Consider the following 22,697-nt stretch of genomic DNA (forward strand, 5'->3'; position numbering starts at 1 on the left):
CCCGAAGGACGCCCCAAGTACCGCATGGAGACTCTGTTTCTTACAGCAGGTCGCGAATTGCGCCGCCCGACTTTTCCTGACCGGCTTCAAGCGTGTATTCGCAGATCAGCATGCGCTTCTCCGCGTCACCCGTCTTCGCCAGCGGCGTCGTGCGCATCGGACGCAGGTACGACACCTTCCAGCGGCCCAGCTCGAGCACGAAGGCCGTGCGTGCGCGCTGAAAGCGGTTCGGCACAGCCTTGATCGCGCCGAAGTCCGATTCGTACACGTCGATGGCCGCCGTCAGGTTGCGGTCTTCGCCCTTGTCGAAACGGGTCGAGTTGCCCGTGAACGTCGAGAACGTCTGCTTCTGCGTGCCACCGAGCATGATGACGTTCGGCTTGCCGCCTTGCGCCCACGACAGCTGGATGATGTTCTTCAGCTGGGATTCCGTGAACGCACGCTGCGTGCCGTCCGTCGGCGCCGTGTTCGTGTTGTAGTTCGGCGCCGCGCCCGTTGCACCCAGATCGTTATTCGTCGCGACCCAGCCTTCGAGGCCGCGCAGCTGGCGAGCGACCGTCGACGAGCCCGTGACCGTCGTCGTGTTCTGCGTCAGCGCGAATTCCATGTCGCGCTTCAGCTCGAGGCCCTTGAGGCTGATCTGGTAGGCCAGTTCCTGCTTGCGGCCTGCCGGATCCATGCCATCGTCCTGCGTGCCCGACACGATTACGGTTTTGCGCGAGATCTGCGTGCGGTTGTTCAGGCGCACCGTCGGCGTCGTTGCATCAGCCGTCGCATCGTCGCCTTCGACCTGCGCGTTGTTGGCAGCAGCGGCGAGATCCTGCGTTTGCCATTCGTGCAACGTGCTCTTCGCTTTGTTCTTGCCGATGCCGCTCATAAACGGCACATCGGTCGGCGAGATGCGATAGATCACGTCGGTCAGGTCTTCACGATTGCCGACGGCCTGGTACGTCTGGAGGGTATTTGTCGGTGCGGACATCTCAGTTTCCTATCAGAGGAATTGGAGGATTGCATCAGCCCCCGACTCCACCGTGCCAGCCTGCGCGTGGCGCTTGATCGCCGCCGTGCGGCCGTCGCCTGGCTGAACGCCGTTTCCGGGTCGTTCAGTCTTCGGCGGCAGCTTCTGGACACGCTGTGTCACCTGGGACTGCTGCTGCATCATTCGGTCGTACAACATCGCCTTTCGAGCCACCAGAATCACGCGGTGGTCGACGATGCCGTTGCGCTCCTGATCACCGAACCCTGCATCACGCAGGAACGTATCGATCGCGCCGGCTTCGTCCTTCGCCTTGGTGGCGTCTTTCCAATCCGGCAACGCGCCGAGCAGCTTGTTCTGCTCATCGGCCGCATAGGTCTGCTGCCGCTGCGCGGCTTCGGCCTGCTGCTGCTGCGTCAGGTGAGCTTGCACGGCCATGGCCTGATTGATCTGCGCGACGCGCAGATCGAATGCATGCTTCTGGCGTACGTACTCTGCCGGGTCGGTTTGCAACAGGTGATCCCAGTTCGGCTGGTCCACCTGCAGGAGCTGCTGCAACTGCGGCACGAACACGTCGAGAACCTGCTTGAGCTGCGCTCGCTCCTGCTGGAGTGGAGTGCGCTCAGCATCGGCCTGCTGCCGTGCCAGCGTCGCTTCCTTCAGGCGCGCTTCTGCCGCTTCGGCCTTCTGGACCGTCGCGATCATCTCGCTGCGCGTGAGGGTGCGCTCCTGACCATCGACCTTGATGACGTACGTTTCCTCGTTCGCCGGATCTTGAGGTTGCGCTTCGGGATGGACATTGCTGTCGTCCGTCGGCGTCTCTTCACCGGTAGATTGAGAACCGTCGACCAGCTCGGTCAAATGGCTCATTACATCGTCGTCTTGCCCTGCGTCTTCGCCGCTGCTGGCGAACTCAGCACCACCACCACCGGAGCCGTCTTCGCCAACACGGAATGTGAAAGCGCCGAAGTACCGAGCGAGCAACTTGAAAATATTCACTGCCATCTCCTGCACAGAGTCGTCGCCCCGAAGGGTGGAGTCGTCCGGCAACGGTTAACAAAAAAGCCCGCTGGATCGCTCCACGCGGGCTCACTGCAAATCTGCTATGGCTTACTCGTCGGTACTCAGCTCGACGACTTCGCCATTGTTGAACTGGTAGGCGTGCGAGCCCTCTTCGACAGGCGCACAGCCGAATGCGCCATGCCAAAGCTCAGCATCGGCGTCCGGATGCCACACACGGACGATGCGGCGATGCTTGTGTTCCTGCTCGACGCTCAGGAGGTGAACCGAGAAAGCACCCCAGTCATCTTCTCCTGCAGCTTCTCGAGCCGCGTCTGTTCCTCGATCTGCATCCGGGCCAGCTTGCCCGTCTCCAGTGTTTGCTGCAGGAATGCTTCGAGCTTTCCCACTAGCGCGTGTAGCTGCCATAACTTCTCCCTCCCTTCAGAGTCCCGCGCCGGGCTGCTGGCCCACGCTTCCTTGAACTCCGCTCGCAGGGTTTGGAACGCCTCCTGCAAAAGCGGGTTCTCCACTAGGTCCTGAGCCTGCCGGCCCCGGTCCGCTTCCAACAGCAGGTTGGGCTCCTGCATCTCCTGATCCATTCAACACTCCGGTGGTTTGCTGGTAAGTGCGCACGAACGTAATGCCCTCGAGCGCCGGATGGATGCCGTACTTGAACATCATCTCTTCGCGGCGCAGCGCAATGTCGGCGTCGAGTTCTGCCTGTCTGCGTGCGGCCTCGGCCGCGTTCTGCGCGATGACGTTTTGCTGCTTCTGCTGCAATTCCTGCATGTCGTACTGATGCTGCATCTGGATCTTCGCCATCTCCGGATCCGGCTTCGGAGGCTGCGGCGGCTGCGATTTCGGATCCGTGAAGAACTCGTCTGCATTCTTGTAGCCGAGCGCGCTGGGAACCTTCTTCAGGGTGTTGTAGATGTTCTCAGGTGTCGCAACGCCGATCGAAAGCGCCTGCTGCTGAGCCTGACCGAGCAACGTCAGATGCTGAATGACCTGCGACTTGTCGCCGGTGCCGAGGCCGACGTTCACGACCATGTCGTACTCGTTCTTCCACGCGCGGGGATCGACGTCGACCCACTTTTCGCGCAGCTTGAGCGTCATCGAACGGTCCTGATACATGCTCAGCAGCTTCTGGATCAACCTGAACAGATCCTTCATGCCGGTCTCAGCCAACACGCGCGCGATCAGCTTCACTCGCATATCCGCGCGGTTCGTGATGTTTTCGAGGCCGCCCTTCGTCTTGTTCAGCGTGTCGGCGTCGGAACCCTGCGTGTACTTCGTGATGCCCGTACGGTCCTGCTTCGCAGCGTCTGCATACTCGAGCGCCTGGTATGCGCTGCCCGAATCCGACAGTCCCTGCTGCAGCGGCTGCACGGCGTCAAGCGTATCCATGCGCACGATGCCGCCCGGCCGGTTCGTCAGCAGGTCGTCGAGATTGACCTTGCCGTTGAGCACCTTCGTGCGCGCGTTGAGCTGGAAGTAGATGTTGTCGAGGATGCCGCGCCAGATCGATGTCTTCGTGCGCTGCGCTTCCATCGCCAGATCGGCGAGCGACAGACCGAAGAATCGATGCGGCAGGCGCACCGGCGTCCACGTCACGAACGGAGGGCCGTCACATTCGGCATTGTCGAGCGTCACGTTGCCAACGCGCGTCACCTTGCGCCATTCAGCAATGCCGTCACCGTCATAGTCGACCTGCACGTACATCTCGTTGACCCAGACCATGCGTTGCGTCGGGTCGAGATTGTCGTCGCTGTCGTTACCGCTCCACGCGTAATCGTCGTCCCACGACATGCGCTGGATGCGCTCGCCGTTCAGATCGCCATCGCTATCCGATGTCAGATCGTCGACGTTCTTGTAACCCTTAGCGCGCAGATCCGACAGCGTCTTCTGCGAGCGGTGTCCACACGGCGCATCGCCGATTCGCTTGGAGCGCCGCGAGACGATGAATTCCTCCGGCGGCACGTTCTCAATGCACACATGCCCGTTCTTTCGCGTGCGCTTGAGCGTGAACGCGTGCAGCGTCGGAATCTGCGACATATCCGGCTGCTGGGGCGGCGGAGCATTGAACGGCTGACCGGCTTGCTGCGCCTGCGCGGCTGCCTGCTGATATTGCGCGACCTGCAGCTGGTACTGCGCCTGCACCGCCTGCATGGCGTTGACGTCCGGATATTCGGCGTGCTCGATCGGCTCGACCTCGGGATCCTGCAGGATCATCGACATCTGAATGAGCGTCTGGTCGCGATATTCCTCGCGCGTCTCGTCGATCTTGTCTTCCCACCAGACCTTCAGGAAGCCATTCTTCTGTAGCAGCCCGTCTTTGATCCAGTCGTACAGGATCGCCCAGCCCGGATTCTGTTGGTAGAACACGTAATTGCAGACGTCGGTCGTCTGCTCGGCCGCATCTTCCTGATCCCCGCGGCGTTCCTTGAACTCGACGACGTTGTCGCCCGCGGTGAAGATCTCCATCAGCGCCGGCAGCACCCATTCGATCGTATCGGACACATCCGTCGACACAACGCGCGAGCGGCCCGGAATCGGTGGCGGCGCCAGATCTTCAACCGGCTCGCCGAGGTAGTAGTACTCTGCCTTCCGGCGCATCTCCGACAGTTTGCTGCCCGCATATGCAACAGACTGGCGAATCTCGTTGTCGACGAGCGTACCCAGCTCTTCGTCAGTCATCTTGGTCTTGGTTGCCATTACGCGTTGTTCATGTCCGGATAGTTGATGGAACCGCCCCACGCTTCGTTACGCATGTCGTCGAGATTGATCGCGATGTATCGCCCGTTGTCCGCGCCGTGCGAGAACTCGTCGTGAAGTGGAGCGCCTGGCTCGTTCGTCTGCTGGTTGATCGCGCGGCGATAGCGCTTGAAGCACTCGACCAACCGCGCGGCCTTAGTCTTGTCGATGTAGAAGCGCGGCAATGCCATCCGCGTCGCGCGAATCCCTTCCTCAACGCTCATGCTCGGCGTGATCGCCACCTCCCAGCTGAGCGCCTGCATGATTTCCTCAGCGCTCTTGCCGGTCTTGAAATCCTTGTTGCGTCCGTCGTGCGGAAGGTAGACCTTGCCCCAGTTGAGGCGCTTCTCGCGCAGATCTGCGCTGTACTGCGCCAGCGTGCGGTGCGAGTCTTCGATGTACTCGATCACACGGACCTCAGATGCATTGCGCTGCACTAGCGAGATCGCCATCGCATCGTTCCAGCCAAGGTCGAATACGACGTGCACCTTCAGCATCGGGTCGTATGGCACATTGCAAATGCGGCCGTCCGCCTCCGCTGCGGCGATCTCGTTGTAGTAGATCGCGCCGGCCACGGCAGGCTTGCACTTTCCGCCCCAGATGTTCTTGTAGCCTTCCGGATCTGTGCGCTGGCAGTGGAGACGCTCGGCCTCGAGTTCGTCGTTGAACCACGGGTTGTCGTTGTAATTGACCTCGACGACAAGCGCGTTGGGCGGCGGATGCTTAACGAATCGCTGGTACGTCTCGTCGGTCTCAAGTTCCGGGTTGAACGACACCCAGATCTGTGAGCCCTTCTTGCGAATCGTCGGGATCAAGACGTCCCAGGAGCGCTTCGTGACGAACTGCGCCTCTTCTACCCACGCACGGTCGAGGCCTTCGTACGACTTGATCGATTCGACCGTGTGCGCCGCCAGGCCCGCGAAAATGAACTCCGTGCCGTTGCGCCCGCGGATTGTCGTCTCGAGTACTTCGTAGAACGCCCCGAGTCCCAACGCCTGAATCTGGTCGCCCAATAGCTTGTGAACGGAGTCCTTGATGGACTTCTGGATTTCACGGAAGCAACCGATACGGAGCGTTTGCTGTGCGCCCTGGATCAGCAGCGCACGGGCGAATGACCAGCTTTTTGCACTTCCCCGGCCACCGTGGGCGACCTTGTACCGCGCCTCCTCAAAGAGACACTGCAACTTCTCGGGGAACTCGATCATTCCTGCGGCTTGACCGGCGGCTTAACGAACGTCACAGTCAAATTGAGCGGAATCGGCTGACCGTCCGGCCCGCTGAATTCGCCTTTCACCTTGTCCTGGTTCCAGCCCATCACGCGAGCAATGCTGTCGAGAGCGGCTTTCTTGTCCGCCCACTTCACCTTGCTCGTGAGAGTCGGTGCTGGCACTACGTTCCCTTCGTCGTCAACCTCGCTCGTGTGCTGTACGCTGACTTCGAATCCAGCCAACGCAGAAGCTGTGTCGTCGTCGAGTTCGGTTACGCCCTTGAGCGAGCCGTCCGCATTGAAGAACTTACGCGGATCACTGAAAGCCAGGCGCGCGTACTCTGCAAGCAGCCGCTCACGCGTGATTTCCAGTTTGTTAGCCGTCTTTGCTCGTGCCGCAGCAATAGCAGCAGCGATTTGAGGTTTCCTGAGGTTTTCCGCACCAATAGCAGATGCCGTTTTCGCACTGTATCCGGCCCGCAATGCTGCTTGTGTCGCATTCAGGTCGATCAGATACTCGTCGACGAAACGCTGCTGTTTGCCCGATAGTCCTTTGGGCGATTTCGTCGATGCCATGGTGAGAATATTCGGGAGTTACAGCACCGACTTGATCTGCGCGACGAGCTTCTTCACTTCGGATGCCATCTTCGCGAGGAAGGAATCAGCGGAGCCTTCAAGGGCCGTGACATGGTCGGCGATCTGGTCAGCGAACCCATGTGCGGCATGCGATGCGCCTTGATCCAGCGATGCGGCTTGCGCGCCGAGCGACACGTATGCCGGCGTCATTGCTGCGACGAACTGGGCGTGTGCATCACCACCCTCGGCTCCAGTCGCTTGCGTACCAGATGCCGTCACAATCGCAACGGAATCGATCAAGGGGGCGCTCGAAGGTATAGCGGCCGATGACGATCCAGCGTTCGCGGACGCATCGGTACCGGCGTTTGGGAGATCACCACCAACGACAGGAGCAACGCCACCCACGGGCGCGCCAGCGTCCACATTCAGCGCCGCCGGCGTCTCTACGCCTTGCTGGGCAATGTCCTGCGGCTGAATGCTTGCATTGATGTCCGACATGGTCTGCTCCATTAGGGTTGAGGGTGCTACCACACGCGCCGCTTGAGTTCCGGTTTCCCGGCGGAGGGCACGGCTTCCAGAACGTCAGTAGCTGACATGGTTGGCGCACTCATGCCTTGCGAGAGTTAGAAATGAAAAAAGCCCGCGAATGCGAGCTTGATTTGTGGACGGCGAGGAACTAGGCTCGAAGAGCCTATCGCCAAATTGGCTGACCACTCAGGGATCGAACCTGACTCACACGGATTAACAGTCCGGCCGCACACCGTTGTGCGTTGCGGTCAATAAATGTGCTCACGAGAACAGTTTTCTATTACGCCGCAGTCTTCTGCTCGCCGAGAATCTCGCGCAACTCATCAAGCCGATTGATCAGCGACGCCTTGAGCGCTGCGTCGATCGCGCGCATGTGCGTAATGTCGCGTTCAATAGAGTCAACTATGCGCTGACCGGTCTGCGAGCTATCCATGTAATATTCCACAGCCGGAAGGGCCGGCATTTAAACAAGGAAGAAGAATGGCAACGTATGATCGATTCAAGGCGGCGGAGCGCGCCGTCGAAATTGCAAAACTCGCAGTTCAGGCTGGTCTCATCAACTCTGTCACGCCGCATGGCTTGGACGATCCCGCCAAATCTGGGACAAAAGCCGCTGAGTGGGTTGGCGGCTTCATCGCCGAACTGACAGATCGCATCGAAAAGCTCTAATGCAAAAAGCCCGCTCTGCTTTCGCTCGGCGGGCTTCAGAGACAGTTATCGAGACTGCCTATTAAGCACCGATTTTAATGCAGAGTGTTCAATCAACGCACGAACTATTTTGCTCAACGTTTCTTGAACACTCGGCACTCATCGACTCGTGAGCCTTCTTTAGCGCCTTGCTCATCCTGATGGCATCCTGAGCGAATTTTCGGGCTCGGTTGTATACCGTACCGCGTGCGCATTTCAGTTCGGCCGCTACCTGCTTGATCTTCGCGTCGTACCAGTAGACGCCGAGAAAGCACGCGGCCTCTTCCTCACATCCTTGCTCGTCGAACAGTCCGTGCAGCGCCGAATTGAAGTACGGCATTTCCGGATCTAGTCGCGCGTCCGTTTCGCGCACTGCCGATCTGCGCGGTTGCAGCCTGGCTAGAATGTTCAGCTTGCCGGCCGGCACGTACAGCCGGCGCGACTGACTCCACCACAGCCAACGGTCGCAGTAAGCATCGATTTGCTGTTCAGTCATTCGTTTCCTTTCTTCCGGTTTGCTTTGTCCATGCCCAACTTGTGAAACGCGTCTTCGGCCAGCGTGTGAAGCGATGGCTTTTCGCACGGCGCAGGGGCAATTTGAACCACGCATCGAATATGCGGCCGAACAACCACGTCATACCCATCAGATAGCCGCCCTCGTTGATCTGGATGCCGCGCAGCGAGATACGCCAGATGCCGCCGAATATTTGCATGTCATTCCCCGCGGTCCCTGTCGGCGCCATGCTTCGATAGCTCTGCGCGCAGCCGCGCTTTGAATGCTTGATAGATTTGTTCAAGGTTCGTCGTTTGGGTGACCTCGTAGTATCGAAGCGTCACCGCATAATCGCCGTACATTTCGAAGAACTCTTCCCAGTCATCCATCACAGACCTCGCATAAACCGATCGTGCTCGGCGCTGTTGAACCACTCGCGGCCCGCCGCCGCGCCACCGACAGAGCCTTGCTGGGCGGGCGATTCAGGCTCGGATGCTGCGACTCCGCGCCCGCGGCGACATGTTTCAGTAAGGCATTGTGTTCAAGGGACGCGAACCGAATCCAGTTAGCGGCATCCTGAGATACTGGCCATGGCCGTGAGTCAGGCGCGGCGATGGCGCGGGCTTCGAGTTCAGTCACGTCACTCCTCCGGGAACAGATCGCCGAGGATCTTGCCGTACTGCTTCTTCCGGCGTTCGGCGAGCGCATGCTCATCCATCAGTCGTAGCAACCGGGAGAACTCGATCGTCTTCGCTGCGCAGATCTCCTGAATCGTCGCCTCGGTCGACACGATCTGCTCGTCGATCTTCGCCATCTCCAGCTCAGCTTGCCCTTTCACCTGGCGGGCACGGATCGGAGCAAGGGCTTCGTCGAGCTTTTCTTTCGACATCGCGATGATTTCTTTGTAGGGCTTCAGTTTCATGCTTATTCCTCTGTGAGAAGGACGAGCAGGCGCTCGTCGGGGGTGGACGCCGTCGGCGCACACTGGTTCGCCGCCTGGCCTTGGTTCGCCGCCCAGTACGCGGCCTGCTGATTCATCGCCTGTTGGTTGAGATAGTCGTACTGGCTCATGCCGAGCAAGCCCGCGCTTCCAAGTCCGGAGAACATGTCGGGCTCCTTAAACGATCTGCCAATCGTCGGCGAGCATGTCGGTCTGCGAGGCCAGCCAGCCCATCAGAATCTCGCCCGTCGCCGTCTTCATCGTGATGCACGGAAGCACGTCGGCCGACCACCCGGGCTGTGACTCGGCGTATTCCCGGTTCGGGCCAGCCCAGAACTTGTCAGCCGACAGCGACGCCGCGCCGGGCGAATAGGCCAGCCACATGCCTTTACCGTTCCAACCGGCGCGCGCAGCACGCTTACCTTTCTTCAGAGCCTCGAGCGCCAAGCCGAAGGTCAGGCCCGACGTCACGCGGTATGCACCGTCGAACTGCTCTTTCGGCGACCAGCTCACGTAGCCAGCGAAATCGGGCGTGTTCGGTGCTCCGCCGTCGGTGTATTCGACGAGACAGCCGTCGACGTTCTGCTCTTCCCCAACCGGCGGTTGCCAGCCACGATAGGCGTTGTACTCGCCGCGCGTCATGGGCTTGGCGTTGATGATCTTCGAACCGATGTACTGCTGCATAGGGTCTCTCCGTCGCGTTGGTTAGTGTTTTGCTGCTTCCAGGCAGAACGCCGACGTCTTCGTGTCGCGATCGCCAAAAGCACACTGCAGCGAAGCCGGGTTCCCGGCCTTGGCGAGCACTTCGGTCTGCACGTAGTTCTGATGCGCAGTGCAGCTCGCGATCGAAATGGCGACCACGCTGACCGCACCGGCTGCGCACTTCCAGAACAGCCCGTAGAGTTGGTTGTCTTCCATCGTTCTCTCCCGTTGTTAAAACGTCGTCGGTTTGGCAATCGAACGGATCACCGCCATGAAGCCCTGCTGCAGATTCGTCTTGCCGATCGCGAGCCAGCGCTTGTCGACCTCCGGCAACGATTCGAGCGCCTCCAGTTCGACGCGGATGTTCTCGGCCATGTCCTTGATCGTGTTCATCGACGAGATCTCTTCCGGCGTCAGATCCCGGTAGCCCTTGATGCTGCGATGCTGGTTTTCCATCTGCTCTCCAATGGCCCCATGTGGGGTGAAAAGTGTTGCCGTCAAAACCCATGGGTTTCCGCTGGGTATCCCGTGGGTTACCCGTTGGGTTTCGCGAACGAAACCGACTGGGTTCCGAATCCTCGCGAACATTCGCGAGACCTCTCGCGTCACGCTGCGTCACACAGCGTTTCGTTGCGTTGCATTGCGTTGCACCGCGTTGCACATAAGCGTGCAACGTTGCACCGTTTCGCTAGCGCCCTGCTAGCAAGTGCTTAGCATCTGCTCACATCTGCTAGTCCCGATTCGGGACACCTGTCCCACCGTGGGACTAGTCCCGATTAAGGACTACTAACGCCTCAACCGTTACCGCACCGTTTCTGTAACGTTCCTTCACCGTTACCTAACTGTTATCGCCGTGATATCAGCCTGATATCAAGCCGACACCAAAGGGTATCGAAAGGGTTCCCCGAAGGTTTCACCCAAGGTTGGCCCGAAGGTTATCCTTAAGGCTTCACCCAACCCTTCCCCGAAGGCTTCACCAAAGCCACCCTTTGGTGCGGTCGTTGGTGACGACCACAGCATGCTTGGAGCATTGCTCCTGGCATCTCGTCACGGTGCGTGCGTGACATCTGTCACGCGTCAGTCCCATATCTGTCCCGAGGTTGTCCCGCGGGACACGACCGGATGTCACGCGGTCGTCCGTGTGACTGACCGGGGTTTCGCGGAATCCGCGTTCTGTGACAGAGCGTGTCGCTGAAGCCGCACAGAATCTGTATGTAGACGGTGCTGTAGACGCTAGGCCGTCTACACTGGCGTCTCGCCGATCAAAGTGCAACGGTGCCACTTGGTCGACAGGACTTGCTACCAAGGTCGAAAGCCCTTCGGCCTTTGGCCGTCCAAGGATCTCCGAAGGGGCTCCCAAGGCCCTTCCATGGGGTTGTTGAAATAACAACGGTTGTTGATTCGACAACGGTTGTCGGAATGACAACGCGAGCGTCCCGCCCTGACGGCTGACGCCTCTACCCGGCCGGGTCTGTTTACCGCCGCGTGTCCGCAACGGAGAATCGTCATGCGTCAGAGGGGTTGCTGAATGAGCAACGGGGGTTGCCGAATCGGCAATTGCTGAATCAGCAACGCGGTCGTCAGCGTGGACCGCGTGTAATCGGATTACGGGCGCGTGGAATCGGATTCCAGCGTTCACGCGGCCACCGCGAGCGTTTCGCGGCCCATCACGGCCAGGCGGTCCGCCTTCTCGTTGCCGGCGTTGCCGTTGTGTCCTCGCACCCAGCGGAATTCGGCGCGCACCCGCTTTTTCTCGGCATCGAGCGCCAGCCAGAGATCGCGATTAGGCATCGGCTCACCCTTTTTGCGCCAGTCTTTCCGCGCCCAACCGGCCGACCAGATCGTCAGGCCATTCACGCAGTATTGCGAGTCGCTGTGAATGATCGCCCGCGCCCCGTCAGGAAGAGCCTTCATGGCTTCGACAATGGCGGTCATCTCCATGCGGTTGTTCGTCGTCTCGGGCTCGCCGCCAAATGCGCTCGCGCCGTCCGATCGATGCCAGCCCCAACCACCTACACCCGGGTTCGGGTCGCACGCACCATCGGTCCAGACCACGAAGTCAGCGCTGGTGTCGACCTTGGTAGCGTCGTGCAGTCCGACTACAGCATCACCAGCCTTTCCACCAGCCAACAGTTCGAACTCGCGCGCAGCCACCTCGTTCACAGGCTTGCCGACCACCCACCGTTTCCATCCCCTGGCAGGGGGCCAGCTCACGTTCAGGAGCGCTAGCTGACGTTTTGTGTAGCCGCCAGCCAGCGTCATGTTCTTGTTCAGCCATTCGTCTGTCACGATCACGCTTGCTCTCCTTGCTACCACCGATTAACTAGGAAACGGGGATGGACACCCTGAGCACACTCCCCCCAAGCCCGTCTACAAGAGAAGGGCTCGAGAGGATTCAGGCGACCAACTGAGGTATCCGGTACTTTGCCTGGCAGCGCTCATCGCTAAACGTTCCTGCGCTGCTGGTCAGACTTTCGCCACCCGTTGTGCGGTGACCCGATGCCGTTCTGACCGAGCTGACACGCCAGGGTGCTCGTCTCCGGATAACCCCAACCTCGCGGCCTGGATCCGTTCGTTGCGTGATGCTTCCTGACGCCGCTATCCACTCCCGCGGCTGGCCCTTTCGCTTAGTTGGCCACTATCTCGAATCTGACCGCCCTACGCGGTTGTCCCTGAAAACACGATCAGATCCGTACTGCTTCTCAACGCCCCGGTGTTCGGAGAACCGGGTTTAAGCCTCTCTTACTTCGGCGCGACTACAAACTCATCCAATGCATAGACCTGATCCAGGGTCAATCTAAGACCGCGACCGCTTGCGAACTCGATCAAACGCTTCGCTGCGTCCAAAGATGGATCACAGCCATCGTTCTCATACTGAGAGATCGTGCTTTGGCCGACGTGCATCGCCCTCGACAGCTCATGCTGCGAAACGGAAAGCGCTGCTCGTATCTCAGAAACCTTGTTCATCGCCCATTTATCAGTAAGTATTAGTGTGCATGTTAAACACTAATTAGACACTCGTCAACAGTAAAAGTGATTGCCCGTTACCAGTTACACTGATACCATCCCCGGCATGACACCGAAACCTCAAAACCGCCATCAGGTCGACGACGCTCGACGTCTACAAACGCTCTTCTACGAGTGGCAGACAAGACGTCAAGCTCAGGGGCTGCCCTTTTCTCAGGCGGAGGCTGCCAGCATTCTTGGATTCGGCCAAAGCGCGGTGAGTCAATATCTGAAAGGCACTATCCCGCTGAATTTCAGGGCGGCGAGCAAGTTCGCTGAACTTCTCGGATGTCCCATTGGGCGTATCAGCCCGTCAATAGCCGACCAAGCGAAACATCTGACGGAACGGGTGGCATCGGCTTCGGATGAGTACGCCGAGTGGAGAGAGAAGCGCGGATTGCCTCCAGTGGGTCGCAGTGCAGCTATCGAAATGACAAAGCAGAGCCTCGCGAGCCCGACCTCCGTCAAGCATCCGCTTCTAGGCTGGTTGGAAATTTCCGGGTGGCTAGAGGCGTCCGCGAGTGCTGGCCAGTTCGACGCTGCAACCTGGTACGGGGCTCCAATCGATGTGTCGCCAAAGTCGTTCTATTTGATCGTCCCAGGTGACAGCATGTGGAATCAGGCGGCTCCTCTGTCCTTCCGTCAGGGTGAACTCATTCTGGTGGACCCGGAAGTCACTCCAATCAATGGATCTTACGTCGTGGTGCAAGAGGTAGGGTCCAGCGAGCCTAGTTTCCGTCAGCTTATTGGCGAGGCCGGAAAGCGTTATCTACAGGCTCTGAATCCGGCGTGGCCCGATCGCATCACCTCTCTCTCCGACGATGCGACGATTCTCGGTACCGTGAAGTCGAAGATGGTATTTTTTCCGACGTGACAAAAAATTATCATTTTTACTGTTGACTACTAATATCATAAGAACTAATATATTCCTCAGAGCAACACGATACGCGACGAGGAAACATGACCACCGCCAAACTGATCCACTGGATCGACAACCACGACACCGCAGCACCCACTGTCGAAAACGCCGACGGCTCGCTGACCGTTTCGAGCTGGTGCGTTCGTACCAACCTTCCCATTGAGCATCCCGACCGCGTCTTCATGGAGCGCGCGATCATCCCGGCGACGATGTCCGCAGCTCGCGACCTCCTCGGCTACTAGGAGAGCGACATGACCAGGATCATCAAAGCGACCGCGCGACTTCTCGATCGCCTTCACTATGAACAGCAGCGTCTGATCGCGCATATCGCGGCGCCAGTCATGCGTGCAACCGGTTTCCGCTTCCACAAGAAGTCGCGCAGCAATCGTTTGCTGAACGCGGTGATCTGCCGCGTCTCGGCGAACCTGCTGGCAGACGGCATCAAGCCTGGCCGGATGAGGTTTTAGACCCGGCGTGCGGCTCCGGAAGAAACCTGATGCTGCGTGAACTCGAAATCGCCGACCTGATCAATGTCTCCGACGCGCAATACGTGACGAACATCGTAGACAAGGTGACGCACGAGTTCTTCGTGAATATTGCCTAGACCGAACGCTACAAAGACTTTCCCAAGTTCGTCTAATTCTTCGGTATGACGATGACGATGGAGGTTGAAGGCGCCAAGTATCGTTTCTAAGTGTTTGATTTATTTAAGGTTGAATCACGTTGACAAGCGTTGTAGGCCCCGAACTAGGAATTTTCGAGATTTTGTGCTGTAGCATTTCCGAAGTCGATGGCCAGAGCGCTGTGTTTTTTGCATGCTCAGGGTTCGTGCACTGCTGTAGTACAGTTGTCAGCGGTTTAGGCCCTTAGTAATTGGTCGCCGGTTTCAGTTTGCCTTATCCTGAGTGGACAGTTACTGCTAGGCGTCGCGTGAAGCAGAATGATGCAAGTTGTGCGTGCAATCACAATTTCCATGATTCTGTTGTTGCACGGGTTTTCCCGCTGCCTAGAATTTGTTTGTCCCGAAACGTAGCTAGTTAAACCATAGGAGATCACTAGCGCATACAGAAGAACGAAAACCCTCGAACCGATGTGTCACCTTTTTGATTAGCATAACTAAGCTGATCTGGGGCAACTCGTACCTACGGTTTGAACAATCAGGATTTTTTAGGGGTGGTTGCCAGAGATGGCAGCTTGGAAGGTTGCGCGCTCGACTGACGCTAACAGTCGGCGCGCGGATACCACTGAGGTAAAGCAATGAACATGTCGGATTCTAATGCACTGCAGCAGCAAGTCAAGGAAATCACTGCTGTTAAGGGTTCTTCCGGACGTAAGTTCGGCCCTTGCACGCCTGCCAGTGTCCTCAGTTTTCTCTATGAGCGCGCCAAGGGTTTGAATGCCGAAGAACTCAAGTTCCTGTCGGGCTCCTCACAAGCGGCTTGCTTCATGGCATCTCAACTGGGCGGTGCTGTATCAAACATCGGCTGCCTGATCGACAACGACGCTAATCCCGCTCCCGGTGCATTGCGAGCTGGAAACTTCGAGCTCGGCGACAACGTAGCTCAGCTGCTGTTCTCGATAGCCGATCAGGTCAACATCATCAGCGAGCTTGTGCACATCGGTTCTGAGTGCGATTTCAGCCTTCGTCAAATGGGAGTGGAAAGTGTCTGACCAACAACGAGAAGGGTTCGCCGCCCGGCTTGAAAAGGCTCGTATCTTCCGGGGTCTGTCCCAGACCCAACTCGCGGACGTCGTCGGCTGCTCGCAAACGGAAATCGCACACATCGAATGTGGCGGAAGTGAAGCAAACACATTCACGCCCGCCATCGCCAAAGCGTTAAAAGTCGACGCCTACTGGCTGGTACATGGCGTCGGTGACGCGTTCGGCGTGAAGGATGAGTCGAATCAAGCGCCCCATCCGTTCGTGAACGATACGTGGGTGAGCGATGACGATCCAGAATATTCACAGTGCCACACGCACCGGATCGCCGACATCACGCGGGCCGCAAACGGCATCAAGGTCATATCGCGGATCGTGCATAACAGTCTCGGCCAGCCAGATATGAGCGGAGATCAGCCGCTCGACATCAGCTCCATCCAGCAACTTCTGAATGCGCTCGAATGCCTGGGCGATTACGTCTACGACAACACGGAAAGCATGCGGGAGACGGAGGCTATGCGCGCGAAATGGGAACAACAGCGCGAGGTGTTTCATGGCCAAGAGTGACGCCGCCGTTACGCCCGACGACATCGCGGCTGTTTCATTACGCTGCGAGCAGTCGTATCACGCGATCACGGCACTTCACGACCTATGTCAGGAGGCTATGTCCGGGTCGGGCGATCAGGCCAGCGCCAACACTTTCGTGTTGCTCCGTGAGGCGCTTCGCAGTTTGGCGCGTGATATGGAGAACTGCGCGGAAATTCTGGACAACGATCGCGGCGGCCTCGGCTACTTCGAAGCGCACTACGGGAGCGTGTGAAATGGGTTTCTTCACCCGAAAGCCTCGCGTGCGGCCGATCAATCCGTTTTTAGAGCCGTGGGAGATGACGAACGAGGCGAACGTCATCTCCCTGCCCCGTATCGCTCAGATCGCTGACCGCCGACTTCACCGTGACGACCATGCCGAATCGATGTGCGTGGCGTGGAAGTGCCATCCGCTCGACTTTCGCTATGACGAGTGGATTGCGGACCACGCATTCCAACCTGGTTGGCATGTGCGGGCCGCCGAAGATCGCGACCTGGTATCCGAACTGGTCGATAACTCTGGTGCATTGCGAGCAGAGATTGTGAATCGCCAGTTGATCGACGGGTATTCGATTCTGTCGATACTGCCACGCTTCTACGTTACTGCACAGCACGATCCGGCCGACAACATACGGGTTGTTGCATTGGATCGGCGAGACAAGCGCGTAATGCGTCAAACGCGCTGGATGTCGCCGAGCGAGCACAAGTACGTGAAGCACCTGACCACCGAATACGCGGGATGGCTGGACGAGTTGAAGCCGAATCACCGCGATCCGTTTGCATACTGGAGTGAAGCATGAAGTCACCAATCGAATTCAATGCCCTGAGCGCGTTGCTAACAATCGCCCAGTGTGCGATCGAGTATCACGACGCAGACGTTGCTGTACGTGCAGCCCGATACACCTTCTTCGATGCCTGCGAGGTCTGCAAGGCTGAGATGGGTATCAGCGATTACATCCAGCGCGCCACTCCCGCATGGGAAGTGCTGGCCGAAAAGACGTCCGCCGAGCGCCTGGCGCTTCAGCAGGCGAAACGTGTCCGATATAACGCAGCCCGGCGCCTCCAGAGCGCCGTGCGCCGTCATCGCGCCAAGGGGGAATGATGGGCGAAATTGTGATGGTAATCGACGGCAGCGCGGTCACGACTACGCTGGCAATCGCGGAAGGCACCCAGATTGAGCATGCCAGCGTTATAAAGCTGGCTCGTACCTACGAAGGGGATCTGGCTGAATTCGGAGGGGTGCGATTTGAAATCGAACCCTTTGAGACTGCTGGCGGCGCCCAACAGCGCGAGGTTGCGTACTTGAACGAGCAGCAGTCGACGTTGCTGCTGACCTACATGCGCAACAGCGAAGTCGTGCGCTCGTTCAAAAAGCGGCTTGTCCGGAAATTTTGGGAAATGGCCGAGCAAATGCGTGGCCACGCGCAAATTCTCACGCCCGCCCAGATGTTCCTGCAGAGCGCCCAGGTGATGGCAGACATCGAGCGCCGTCAGATTGAGCAGGCTGAAACGGTCGCGCGTATTGAGCTGCGCATTGATGAGGTCGAGCAAAAGACGCAAGTACTGCCCACATGCCCGACCCATGCCGAGCCGATCACCCGCATCCGCCGACGCATCAACGAAAAATATGGGCTGCCTAGCCGGATCATCGACGAGGTAATCCGTCAGAGCCCGTATTCACCGAAGCCGGCGGGGACCGTCCGGAACTCCCGCGAGGAAGCCGACGGTGCGACGTACGAGGTCTTCTGGATAAAGGACGTCAACCAGATTTTCAAGCGGTTCGTGTCCGAATGCGAAGCGATGACCGAAACCCAATATGTGCACCCGTTCATCGAAGGGCGTTTCAGGATGCGCGTGAAGGAGGCGGCGTGACGGCGCTACAGAAACACTACCGCGTCGCCGAGGTGATGGATCTGCTTGGCGTGAGCCGCACAACCGTCTATCGCTGGGCGCAGGAGGGGCGCCTGAAAATAGTGAAGTACGGAAAACGGGCGATGGGCGTTCCCGCCGACAGCCTACGTGACCTGATGCGCGGCGACGTGCCGAAGGAGTGACCATGGCTGCAATTGCGATCATCGGCGACCGCGCGCTGAGCATCAAGGAAGCCGCCCAACTGCTGCGTGTCTCGTATGGGACCGTCTACGCCCACAAGGAACAGTTGGGATTCTTCCGCATCGGTGCTGCGTGGCGGGTCTGGCCTGACAAATTGAAAGAACGCGCCGGCGAGTACAATCAACCTCGACCGGCGCAGACGGAACTGGAGAAGCACGAATGTCCATCCGAAAGCGCAATGGCTCCGACGTCTGGCACGTTGACATCCGCACGCCAGGCGGCAGCCGAGTTAGACAATCTACTGGCACGACCAACCGCAAGGAGGCTCAGGAGTATCACGACCGGTTGAAGACCGAGTTGTGGCGAGTCGCAAAGTTGGGTGAAAAGCCGTCGCGGACGTTCGACGAGGCCGCGCTCCGATTTCTCACCGAACATGCCGGGACTGTCGACGTCACGAACAAGACGATCCACATACGGCACTTTCGGGCAGTCTTCGCGGGGCGAAAGCTGGATTCGATCACCCGCGATGAGATTTTCGAGGCGCTACCTGAGGTGAGTCAAAAGTCGAAGGAAATCACGCCCGTTTCGAACACCACGAAGAATCGCTATCTGGGCACCATGCGCGCGATGCTGAACACCGCGTGGCGCGAATGGGAGTGGATCGAGAAGGCGCCGAAGCTGCCGGAGCTGTCGACCGGCAAGAAACGCATCCGGTGGATCACGCGCGAAGAGGCTCAGCGGCTTCTGGCCTCGATCCGCACGGACTGGATGCGTGACGTGACGATCTTCGGCTTTGCGACGGGCCTGCGACAGGCGAACATTCTCGGTCTGGAATGGACGCAGGTCGATCTGGTGAAGCGCCGGGCGTGGATTCATCCCGACCAGGCGAAGGCTCGTAAGCCGATCGGCGTGCCGTTGAACGCGGAAGCAGTCATCGCGATCAGGCGTCAGATCGGCAAGCACGACACGTACGTTTTCACCCGGAAGGGCAAGCCGTGCTTGAAATGGGACATCGGGCAGTGGAACGGGGCATGCACGCGCGCTGGCCTCGACAATTTCCGCTTCCACGATGTCCGGCACACCTGGGCAAGTTGGCACGTGCAGAGCGGGACTCCGCTCAACCGGCTGATGGAACTGGGTGGCTGGTCGAAGTACGAGATGGTGCTGCGCTATGCCCACCTCGCGCCCGACCATCTGGCACAGCATGCCGACGCGGTCACAATCTGGGCACACAATGCATCAGATGTTTCGGGCACAGCAGTACAGAAGTTGTCAGTAGCAGGCTGAAACCGTTGCTGGATAATGGTTTAGAGGCGGCCCACTCCAGCCAGATCGGAGTGCGCGCCGCCGAATGGTTCAGATAGCCTACCTGAAATACCGCGATGGACGGCTCGATAGAGTCGAGGAACGGCTCGGTCGACGAGGTCTTGCTGCCGTGATGCGGCACGAGCAAAATCTGCGCGCGCAATGCGGCGGGCTCGCGCGCGAGCAGCGTGCGTTCGACGGGCGCTTCAATGTCCGCGGCCAGCAAGGCGACGACGGGCTTCTGTCCATCTTCATGCGTTTGGATGCGAGAACTGCGTGCCGCGACGCCCGCCGTGCTCACGCGCAGCACGCAGCAATGCGCGTTCGGCTTGCCTTGCAAGGGACCCGCGTCGGGCCAGAGTATCGCGAAGTCGACACCGTCCCATCGCCAGCGCTGGCCCGCCGCGCAGCGCACCGTTTGGGCGCCCTTCCCGGCCGCCTCGCGCCAAAGTGCGTGGCCTGGCGGAAGTCCCGCCAGCAACTGCCTCACTTCGATGCCTTCGAGCACGGCGGGAGCGCCGCCCGAATGGTCGGAGTCGGCATGGCTGATGATCAGCGTATCGAGCGCCGCGATGCCCGCCGCCTGAAGGTAGGGCACGACGATGCGCTCGCCCGCGTGCGTCGATTCGGGACCCGGACCGGCATCGAACAGCAGCGTGTGATGGGCGGTTTCGACAACGATCGACGAGCCTTGCCCGATGTCGAGCGCCGCGAGACGGAACGCGCCCTCGGCGGGAGCGGCCGATGCCGGCGCCAGTAGCGGCAGCCACGTCAGCGGCGCGGCCCAGCGCAACGGCCAGCCGGCAGGTGCAAGACACCACGCGACGCCGACGGCCGCAAACGCCATCGCCCATGCATCCGGCTGCGGCAATTGCCACACCGTCCACGCCGGACCCGACAGCAGTTGCAGACCGGCTGCGAGCAGATCCAGCAGATGATGCGCGAAACGAAAAGCGAGCGCATCGAGCGGCGCCGGCAACGCGATGCCGGCGATCACGGCAGGCGTCACGAAGACGCTGACCCACGGAATCGCGAACGCATTCGCCACGGGACCGATCAGCGGTATCTGCGAGAAGAAGCACACCGTCAGCGGCGCGAGCGCGATCGTCACCGCGAACTGGACGCGAGCGCCGCTGCGTACGCGCTCTATCAACGCTCCGATCCGCGAACGCAATACGTCGGCGCAGCGCCTCATTAAAGAGCGTTCGCCTTGCTCTTCATCCAGTGGGTCAGACGCCCCGCTTCGCGCGACATGCGCCGACCCCGACATCGCGAACAGAATCGCGCCGACCGCACAAAACGACAGCCAGAATCCCGCCGACACGACCGCCCACGGATCGACCAGCAGCACGAGCCCGAGCGCCCACGCGATCACGACGGAAGGCGCGACGCGCCGTCCGCCGACATAAGCGAGCGCAACGACACCCGCCATCCACAATGCCCGTTGCGCGGGCACGTTGAAGCCCGCGAGGGCCGCATGAAAAGCGGCGAACAGCGCGCCGCCGCCGATCGCCACTTTCTGCGCGGGCACGAGCAACGGCAAGCCGCGTCCGATGAAGAACGAATGCCGCCACAGCATGCCTATCAGCCATCCGGCCAGTCCTGCGACAAAACCGATATGCAAACCGGAAATCGCGACGAGATGGCTCGTGCCCGTGCGCCGCATCAGCAGCCAGTCGGCGGCGCTCACGGCGTCCTGCGCACCGATCGCGAGCGCGACGACGATGCCCATGTGCGGCGCGTCGCCGAGCACAGCGGCGATGCGAGCGCGGATGGTCGATCGCCAGCCGTCGATCAGCACGCCCGCCCCGCTTGCCTTGCCGGGAAGCCGCACAGCACGCGAAGGCGCGCTCACATAACCCGTCGCCCGAACGTCACGCGCGAGCAACACGGCTTCCGCGTCGCGCACGCCCCAGTTCGCGTTTCCGTGCGGACGCTTGAGCCGCACGTTCAGACGCCAGCGCGAACCCGGTTCGAGCACGGGCGGCGGCGCGTCATCCGCGATCCACGACAGTTGCAGCGTGCGGGGAAAACGTTCGACGGGCGCATCGGCTGAATCGACGACGAACAGGAAACGCGTGCCGTCCGCGCTGCGCGTCGGCAGACCTTTGACCCAGCCGCTGACGGCGATATCGCGCCCTTCCCACGCATGCGGCAGTTCAAACGCGAGCCGCGCCTGCGCGCGCCACGCCGCATAACCGAAGCCACAGCACGCCGCTGCACACAGCACGGCGAACCAGCCCGCGCGCGTGGACCACGCGCCGCCGCGTCGCAAGCACGTCCACAAAATCAGACTCAGTGCGCAAACGCACGCGATCAACGCGAACCAACCCGACCACCGCGGCAACGAAGCCTGCTGCTGCAACCACACGACGCCCAACGCAAAACCGCACCACACTGCCCGCATGCCGCCTCCGCAACCGATGCTCGCACAGCGCCACGTTGACATTCATCAGGAACCCGAATCAATGTCGGCGTCAACGCGCCATGCGAGCCAAACAGTGATTATGCAGAGGAAAGCGCGAGCCGCGGCAATGCAGCGTGTGCATTAGCCGTTGTGCCTATCGCCAGCGTGTTTTTGTCGATGCCGCGCTGCTCGGCGAGCATCGCGCCGATAGCAGGAATCTGGTCCGGCGTGTTGCGCTGCCTGTAGAGCCACGAAGGGGCGATATCGGGCGCATCGGTTTCGACGACCAGCGCGTCGAGCGGCAACTGCGCCGCGAGCCGCCGGATCTGCAGCGCGCGTTCGAACGTCACATTGCCGCCGAAACCGAGATGCATGCCGTGATCGATGAACGCCTGCGCCTGCTGGAAACTGCCGTTGAACGCATGCGCGATGCCGCGATTGACGTGAGCTCGCCGCAAGCCCTTCAGCACCTGGTCCTGCGACTTGCGCACGTGGCAAATCACGGGCAGATCGAACTCGCGCGCGAGCTTGAGTTGCTCGTTGTAATAGAACTGCTGCGTCTCGTCGTCGAGCCCCGGCACGAAGTAGTCGAGCCCAATCTCACCGAGACCGACGAAAAGCGGGTCGTCGAGACTCGCCTCGATTTCCATGCGCAGGACATCGAGATCGGACGGCTGCGCCTGCGGCGTGAAAAGCGGATGAATGCCGAGCGCATACGCGCCGCCCTGCACGCGATGCGCCAGTTCCCGCACCGTCGAAAAGTTGCTGCGCGCGATGCCCGGAATCACGATCCGGCTCACGCCCGCTTCGAGCGCGGCGCTCGCCACAGCGTCGCGATCCGCGTCGAATTCGGAAGCGTCGAGATGACAGTGCGTATCGATCCACATGCGCGCAGCCT

At 59.9% G+C, this 22,697-nt stretch carries 33 protein-coding genes and 1 tRNA gene; 13 read left to right on the forward strand and 21 right to left on the reverse strand.

Features of this window, described 5'->3' with window-relative positions; all coding sequences use genetic code 11:
* Window positions 1-40: 40 nt before the first annotated feature.
* From SB822_RS03525 to SB822_RS03565, 9 genes are all read right to left on the reverse strand, one after another.
* A complete protein-coding gene (locus tag SB822_RS03525) occupies window positions 41-979 on the reverse strand; it encodes a DUF5309 domain-containing protein (RefSeq protein ID WP_410854117.1) in 939 nt (312 codons plus the stop codon).
* 12 nt (window positions 980-991) lie between these two features.
* Window positions 992-2,026 (reverse strand): hypothetical protein, encoded by a 1,035-nt coding sequence (locus SB822_RS03530; RefSeq protein WP_410854118.1) that lies wholly within the window; start codon window positions 2,024-2,026, stop codon window positions 992-994.
* A 60-nt stretch (window positions 2,027-2,086) separates the two neighbouring features.
* Window positions 2,087-2,404, reverse strand: a complete 318-nt coding sequence (locus SB822_RS03535; RefSeq protein ID WP_410854119.1) for a hypothetical protein — start codon at window positions 2,402-2,404, stop codon at window positions 2,087-2,089.
* 15 nt (window positions 2,405-2,419) lie between these two features.
* Window positions 2,420-4,693, reverse strand: coding sequence for a hypothetical protein (locus tag SB822_RS03540; protein WP_410854120.1), 2,274 nt, complete (start codon window positions 4,691-4,693; stop codon window positions 2,420-2,422).
* Window positions 4,693-5,937: a PBSX family phage terminase large subunit gene (locus SB822_RS03545; RefSeq protein ID WP_410854121.1), complete on the reverse strand. Its 1,245-nt coding sequence runs from the start codon at window positions 5,935-5,937 to the stop codon at window positions 4,693-4,695. Before SB822_RS03545 ends, SB822_RS03540 begins: the two co-directional genes overlap by 1 nt.
* Window positions 5,934-6,515: a terminase small subunit gene (locus tag SB822_RS03550; RefSeq protein ID WP_410854122.1), complete on the reverse strand. Its 582-nt coding sequence runs from the start codon at window positions 6,513-6,515 to the stop codon at window positions 5,934-5,936. Before SB822_RS03550 ends, SB822_RS03545 begins: the two co-directional genes overlap by 4 nt.
* A gap of 18 nt (window positions 6,516-6,533) precedes the next feature.
* The gene (locus SB822_RS03555; protein ID WP_410854123.1) at window positions 6,534-7,013 is read right to left on the reverse strand and encodes a hypothetical protein; all 480 of its coding nucleotides are present in this window, start codon (window positions 7,011-7,013) and stop codon (window positions 6,534-6,536) included.
* Window positions 7,014-7,218: 205 nt separating this feature from the next.
* Window positions 7,219-7,294, reverse strand: a tRNA-Asn gene (locus SB822_RS03560).
* A gap of 29 nt (window positions 7,295-7,323) precedes the next feature.
* On the reverse strand, window positions 7,324-7,476 hold the full coding sequence (locus SB822_RS03565) for a hypothetical protein (protein ID WP_410854124.1): 153 nt from the start codon (window positions 7,474-7,476) through the stop codon (window positions 7,324-7,326).
* A 47-nt stretch (window positions 7,477-7,523) separates the two neighbouring features.
* Between SB822_RS03565 and SB822_RS03570 the strand changes: the two genes are divergently transcribed.
* Entirely contained in the window at window positions 7,524-7,712 is a 189-nt protein-coding gene (locus SB822_RS03570) for a hypothetical protein (protein WP_410854125.1), read from the forward strand.
* An 88-nt stretch (window positions 7,713-7,800) separates the two neighbouring features.
* Here SB822_RS03570 and SB822_RS03575 read toward each other — a convergent pair whose 3' ends face one another.
* The 10 genes from SB822_RS03575 to SB822_RS03620 form a co-directional block, all read right to left on the reverse strand.
* Complete coding sequence (locus tag SB822_RS03575) at window positions 7,801-8,226, reverse strand: hypothetical protein (protein ID WP_410854126.1); 426 nt, start codon at window positions 8,224-8,226, stop codon at window positions 7,801-7,803.
* Window positions 8,219-8,443 carry a hypothetical protein gene (locus tag SB822_RS03580; RefSeq protein ID WP_410854127.1) on the reverse strand — a complete coding sequence of 75 codons (225 nt, stop codon included), beginning with the start codon at window positions 8,441-8,443 and terminating at the stop codon, window positions 8,219-8,221. Before SB822_RS03580 ends, SB822_RS03575 begins: the two co-directional genes overlap by 8 nt.
* A gap of 1 nt (window position 8,444) precedes the next feature.
* On the reverse strand, window positions 8,445-8,612 hold the full coding sequence (locus SB822_RS03585) for a hypothetical protein (protein WP_410854128.1): 168 nt from the start codon (window positions 8,610-8,612) through the stop codon (window positions 8,445-8,447).
* 251 nt (window positions 8,613-8,863) lie between these two features.
* The gene (locus SB822_RS03590; protein ID WP_410854129.1) at window positions 8,864-9,145 is read right to left on the reverse strand and encodes a hypothetical protein; all 282 of its coding nucleotides are present in this window, start codon (window positions 9,143-9,145) and stop codon (window positions 8,864-8,866) included.
* A 2-nt stretch (window positions 9,146-9,147) separates the two neighbouring features.
* Complete coding sequence (locus SB822_RS03595; RefSeq protein WP_410854130.1) at window positions 9,148-9,330, reverse strand: hypothetical protein; 183 nt, start codon at window positions 9,328-9,330, stop codon at window positions 9,148-9,150.
* A gap of 10 nt (window positions 9,331-9,340) precedes the next feature.
* The gene (locus SB822_RS03600) at window positions 9,341-9,847 is read right to left on the reverse strand and encodes a DUF2829 domain-containing protein (protein WP_410854131.1); all 507 of its coding nucleotides are present in this window, start codon (window positions 9,845-9,847) and stop codon (window positions 9,341-9,343) included.
* Window positions 9,848-9,868: 21 nt separating this feature from the next.
* Window positions 9,869-10,081 (reverse strand): hypothetical protein, encoded by a 213-nt coding sequence (locus SB822_RS03605; RefSeq protein WP_410854132.1) that lies wholly within the window; start codon window positions 10,079-10,081, stop codon window positions 9,869-9,871.
* A gap of 15 nt (window positions 10,082-10,096) precedes the next feature.
* Window positions 10,097-10,321, reverse strand: coding sequence for a hypothetical protein (locus SB822_RS03610; RefSeq protein WP_410854133.1), 225 nt, complete (start codon window positions 10,319-10,321; stop codon window positions 10,097-10,099).
* A 1,179-nt stretch (window positions 10,322-11,500) separates the two neighbouring features.
* On the reverse strand, window positions 11,501-12,160 hold the full coding sequence (locus SB822_RS03615) for a ribonuclease H (RefSeq protein WP_410854134.1): 660 nt from the start codon (window positions 12,158-12,160) through the stop codon (window positions 11,501-11,503).
* Between the two features lie 447 nt (window positions 12,161-12,607).
* Window positions 12,608-12,832: a helix-turn-helix transcriptional regulator gene (locus SB822_RS03620; RefSeq protein WP_410854135.1), complete on the reverse strand. Its 225-nt coding sequence runs from the start codon at window positions 12,830-12,832 to the stop codon at window positions 12,608-12,610.
* A gap of 106 nt (window positions 12,833-12,938) precedes the next feature.
* Between SB822_RS03620 and SB822_RS03625 the strand changes: the two genes are divergently transcribed.
* The 12 genes from SB822_RS03625 to SB822_RS03680 all read left to right on the forward strand — a co-directional run bounded on the left by SB822_RS03625 (window position 12,939) and on the right by SB822_RS03680 (window position 19,374).
* Window positions 12,939-13,745: a LexA family transcriptional regulator gene (locus SB822_RS03625; RefSeq protein WP_410854136.1), complete on the forward strand. Its 807-nt coding sequence runs from the start codon at window positions 12,939-12,941 to the stop codon at window positions 13,743-13,745.
* An 86-nt stretch (window positions 13,746-13,831) separates the two neighbouring features.
* The gene (locus tag SB822_RS03630) at window positions 13,832-14,032 is read left to right on the forward strand and encodes a hypothetical protein (protein WP_410854137.1); all 201 of its coding nucleotides are present in this window, start codon (window positions 13,832-13,834) and stop codon (window positions 14,030-14,032) included.
* Between the two features lie 9 nt (window positions 14,033-14,041).
* Entirely contained in the window at window positions 14,042-14,257 is a 216-nt protein-coding gene (locus SB822_RS03635; protein WP_410854138.1) for a hypothetical protein, read from the forward strand.
* 790 nt (window positions 14,258-15,047) lie between these two features.
* Window positions 15,048-15,461 (forward strand): hypothetical protein, encoded by a 414-nt coding sequence (locus SB822_RS03640; protein WP_410854139.1) that lies wholly within the window; start codon window positions 15,048-15,050, stop codon window positions 15,459-15,461.
* Complete coding sequence (locus SB822_RS03645; RefSeq protein ID WP_410854140.1) at window positions 15,454-16,017, forward strand: helix-turn-helix domain-containing protein; 564 nt, start codon at window positions 15,454-15,456, stop codon at window positions 16,015-16,017. The genes SB822_RS03640 and SB822_RS03645 overlap by 8 nt, the downstream gene beginning before the upstream one ends.
* On the forward strand, window positions 16,004-16,270 hold the full coding sequence (locus SB822_RS03650; protein ID WP_410854141.1) for a hypothetical protein: 267 nt from the start codon (window positions 16,004-16,006) through the stop codon (window positions 16,268-16,270). Before SB822_RS03645 ends, SB822_RS03650 begins: the two co-directional genes overlap by 14 nt.
* 1 nt (window position 16,271) lies before the next feature.
* On the forward strand, window positions 16,272-16,835 hold the full coding sequence (locus SB822_RS03655) for a hypothetical protein (RefSeq protein ID WP_410854142.1): 564 nt from the start codon (window positions 16,272-16,274) through the stop codon (window positions 16,833-16,835).
* The gene (locus SB822_RS03660; RefSeq protein ID WP_410854143.1) at window positions 16,832-17,137 is read left to right on the forward strand and encodes a hypothetical protein; all 306 of its coding nucleotides are present in this window, start codon (window positions 16,832-16,834) and stop codon (window positions 17,135-17,137) included. The genes SB822_RS03655 and SB822_RS03660 overlap by 4 nt, the downstream gene beginning before the upstream one ends.
* Window positions 17,134-17,907 carry a Rha family transcriptional regulator gene (locus SB822_RS03665; RefSeq protein WP_410854144.1) on the forward strand — a complete coding sequence of 258 codons (774 nt, stop codon included), beginning with the start codon at window positions 17,134-17,136 and terminating at the stop codon, window positions 17,905-17,907. The genes SB822_RS03660 and SB822_RS03665 overlap by 4 nt, the downstream gene beginning before the upstream one ends.
* Window positions 17,904-18,089, forward strand: coding sequence for a helix-turn-helix transcriptional regulator (locus tag SB822_RS03670; RefSeq protein WP_410854145.1), 186 nt, complete (start codon window positions 17,904-17,906; stop codon window positions 18,087-18,089). Before SB822_RS03665 ends, SB822_RS03670 begins: the two co-directional genes overlap by 4 nt.
* 2 nt (window positions 18,090-18,091) lie before the next feature.
* On the forward strand, window positions 18,092-18,436 hold the full coding sequence (locus SB822_RS03675; RefSeq protein WP_410854146.1) for a helix-turn-helix domain-containing protein: 345 nt from the start codon (window positions 18,092-18,094) through the stop codon (window positions 18,434-18,436).
* Complete coding sequence (locus SB822_RS03680) at window positions 18,433-19,374, forward strand: tyrosine-type recombinase/integrase (protein WP_410854147.1); 942 nt, start codon at window positions 18,433-18,435, stop codon at window positions 19,372-19,374. Before SB822_RS03675 ends, SB822_RS03680 begins: the two co-directional genes overlap by 4 nt.
* On the opposite strand, the gene SB822_RS03685 is transcribed toward SB822_RS03680, so the two are convergent.
* Entirely contained in the window at window positions 19,304-21,799 is a 2,496-nt protein-coding gene (locus tag SB822_RS03685; RefSeq protein ID WP_410854148.1) for a DNA internalization-related competence protein ComEC/Rec2, read from the reverse strand. The two genes, SB822_RS03680 and SB822_RS03685, sit on opposite strands and share 71 nt — an antisense overlap.
* Window positions 21,800-21,897: 98 nt before the next feature.
* A complete protein-coding gene (locus SB822_RS03690; protein ID WP_090835868.1) occupies window positions 21,898-22,686 on the reverse strand; it encodes a TatD family hydrolase in 789 nt (262 codons plus the stop codon).
* Window positions 22,687-22,697 lie beyond the last annotated feature (11 nt).

The sequence above is a fragment of the Paraburkholderia sp. SIMBA_054 genome, from assembly GCF_046534875.1.
GTDB lineage: Bacteria > Pseudomonadota > Gammaproteobacteria > Burkholderiales > Burkholderiaceae > Paraburkholderia > Paraburkholderia hospita.

Bases quoted from the DNA above. Each gene is read 5' to 3' on its own strand.
- SB822_RS03535 (WP_410854119.1), bottom strand. From the start codon at position 2,404: ATGGCAGCTACACGCGCTAGTGGGAAAGCTCGAAGCATTCCTGCAGCA.
- SB822_RS03590 (WP_410854129.1), bottom strand. From the start codon at position 9,145: ATGAAACTGAAGCCCTACAAAGAAATCATCGCGATGTCGAAAGAAAAG.
- SB822_RS03640 (WP_410854139.1), top strand. From the start codon at position 15,048: ATGAACATGTCGGATTCTAATGCACTGCAGCAGCAAGTCAAGGAAATC.
- SB822_RS03660 (WP_410854143.1), top strand. From the start codon at position 16,832: ATGAAGTCACCAATCGAATTCAATGCCCTGAGCGCGTTGCTAACAATC.
- SB822_RS03525 (WP_410854117.1), bottom strand. From the start codon at position 979: ATGTCCGCACCGACAAATACCCTCCAGACGTACCAGGCCGTCGGCAAT.
- SB822_RS03655 (WP_410854142.1), top strand. From the start codon at position 16,272: ATGGGTTTCTTCACCCGAAAGCCTCGCGTGCGGCCGATCAATCCGTTT.
- SB822_RS03565 (WP_410854124.1), bottom strand. From the start codon at position 7,476: ATGGATAGCTCGCAGACCGGTCAGCGCATAGTTGACTCTATTGAACGC.
- SB822_RS03575 (WP_410854126.1), bottom strand. From the start codon at position 8,226: ATGACTGAACAGCAAATCGATGCTTACTGCGACCGTTGGCTGTGGTGG.
- SB822_RS03610 (WP_410854133.1), bottom strand. From the start codon at position 10,321: ATGGAAAACCAGCATCGCAGCATCAAGGGCTACCGGGATCTGACGCCG.
- SB822_RS03630 (WP_410854137.1), top strand. From the start codon at position 13,832: ATGACCACCGCCAAACTGATCCACTGGATCGACAACCACGACACCGCA.
- SB822_RS03635 (WP_410854138.1), top strand. From the start codon at position 14,042: ATGACCAGGATCATCAAAGCGACCGCGCGACTTCTCGATCGCCTTCAC.
- SB822_RS03665 (WP_410854144.1), top strand. From the start codon at position 17,134: ATGATGGGCGAAATTGTGATGGTAATCGACGGCAGCGCGGTCACGACT.
- SB822_RS03675 (WP_410854146.1), top strand. From the start codon at position 18,092: ATGGCTGCAATTGCGATCATCGGCGACCGCGCGCTGAGCATCAAGGAA.
- SB822_RS03585 (WP_410854128.1), bottom strand. From the start codon at position 8,612: ATGGATGACTGGGAAGAGTTCTTCGAAATGTACGGCGATTATGCGGTG.
- SB822_RS03620 (WP_410854135.1), bottom strand. From the start codon at position 12,832: ATGAACAAGGTTTCTGAGATACGAGCAGCGCTTTCCGTTTCGCAGCAT.
- SB822_RS03690 (WP_090835868.1), bottom strand. From the start codon at position 22,686: ATGTGGATCGATACGCACTGTCATCTCGACGCTTCCGAATTCGACGCG.
- SB822_RS03625 (WP_410854136.1), top strand. From the start codon at position 12,939: ATGACACCGAAACCTCAAAACCGCCATCAGGTCGACGACGCTCGACGT.
- SB822_RS03650 (WP_410854141.1), top strand. From the start codon at position 16,004: ATGGCCAAGAGTGACGCCGCCGTTACGCCCGACGACATCGCGGCTGTT.
- SB822_RS03540 (WP_410854120.1), bottom strand. From the start codon at position 4,693: ATGGCAACCAAGACCAAGATGACTGACGAAGAGCTGGGTACGCTCGTC.
- SB822_RS03685 (WP_410854148.1), bottom strand. From the start codon at position 21,799: ATGCGGGCAGTGTGGTGCGGTTTTGCGTTGGGCGTCGTGTGGTTGCAG.
- SB822_RS03580 (WP_410854127.1), bottom strand. From the start codon at position 8,443: ATGCAAATATTCGGCGGCATCTGGCGTATCTCGCTGCGCGGCATCCAG.
- SB822_RS03555 (WP_410854123.1), bottom strand. From the start codon at position 7,013: ATGTCGGACATCAATGCAAGCATTCAGCCGCAGGACATTGCCCAGCAA.
- SB822_RS03550 (WP_410854122.1), bottom strand. From the start codon at position 6,515: ATGGCATCGACGAAATCGCCCAAAGGACTATCGGGCAAACAGCAGCGT.
- SB822_RS03570 (WP_410854125.1), top strand. From the start codon at position 7,524: ATGGCAACGTATGATCGATTCAAGGCGGCGGAGCGCGCCGTCGAAATT.
- SB822_RS03605 (WP_410854132.1), bottom strand. From the start codon at position 10,081: ATGGAAGACAACCAACTCTACGGGCTGTTCTGGAAGTGCGCAGCCGGT.
- SB822_RS03600 (WP_410854131.1), bottom strand. From the start codon at position 9,847: ATGCAGCAGTACATCGGTTCGAAGATCATCAACGCCAAGCCCATGACG.
- SB822_RS03545 (WP_410854121.1), bottom strand. From the start codon at position 5,937: ATGATCGAGTTCCCCGAGAAGTTGCAGTGTCTCTTTGAGGAGGCGCGG.
- SB822_RS03595 (WP_410854130.1), bottom strand. From the start codon at position 9,330: ATGTTCTCCGGACTTGGAAGCGCGGGCTTGCTCGGCATGAGCCAGTAC.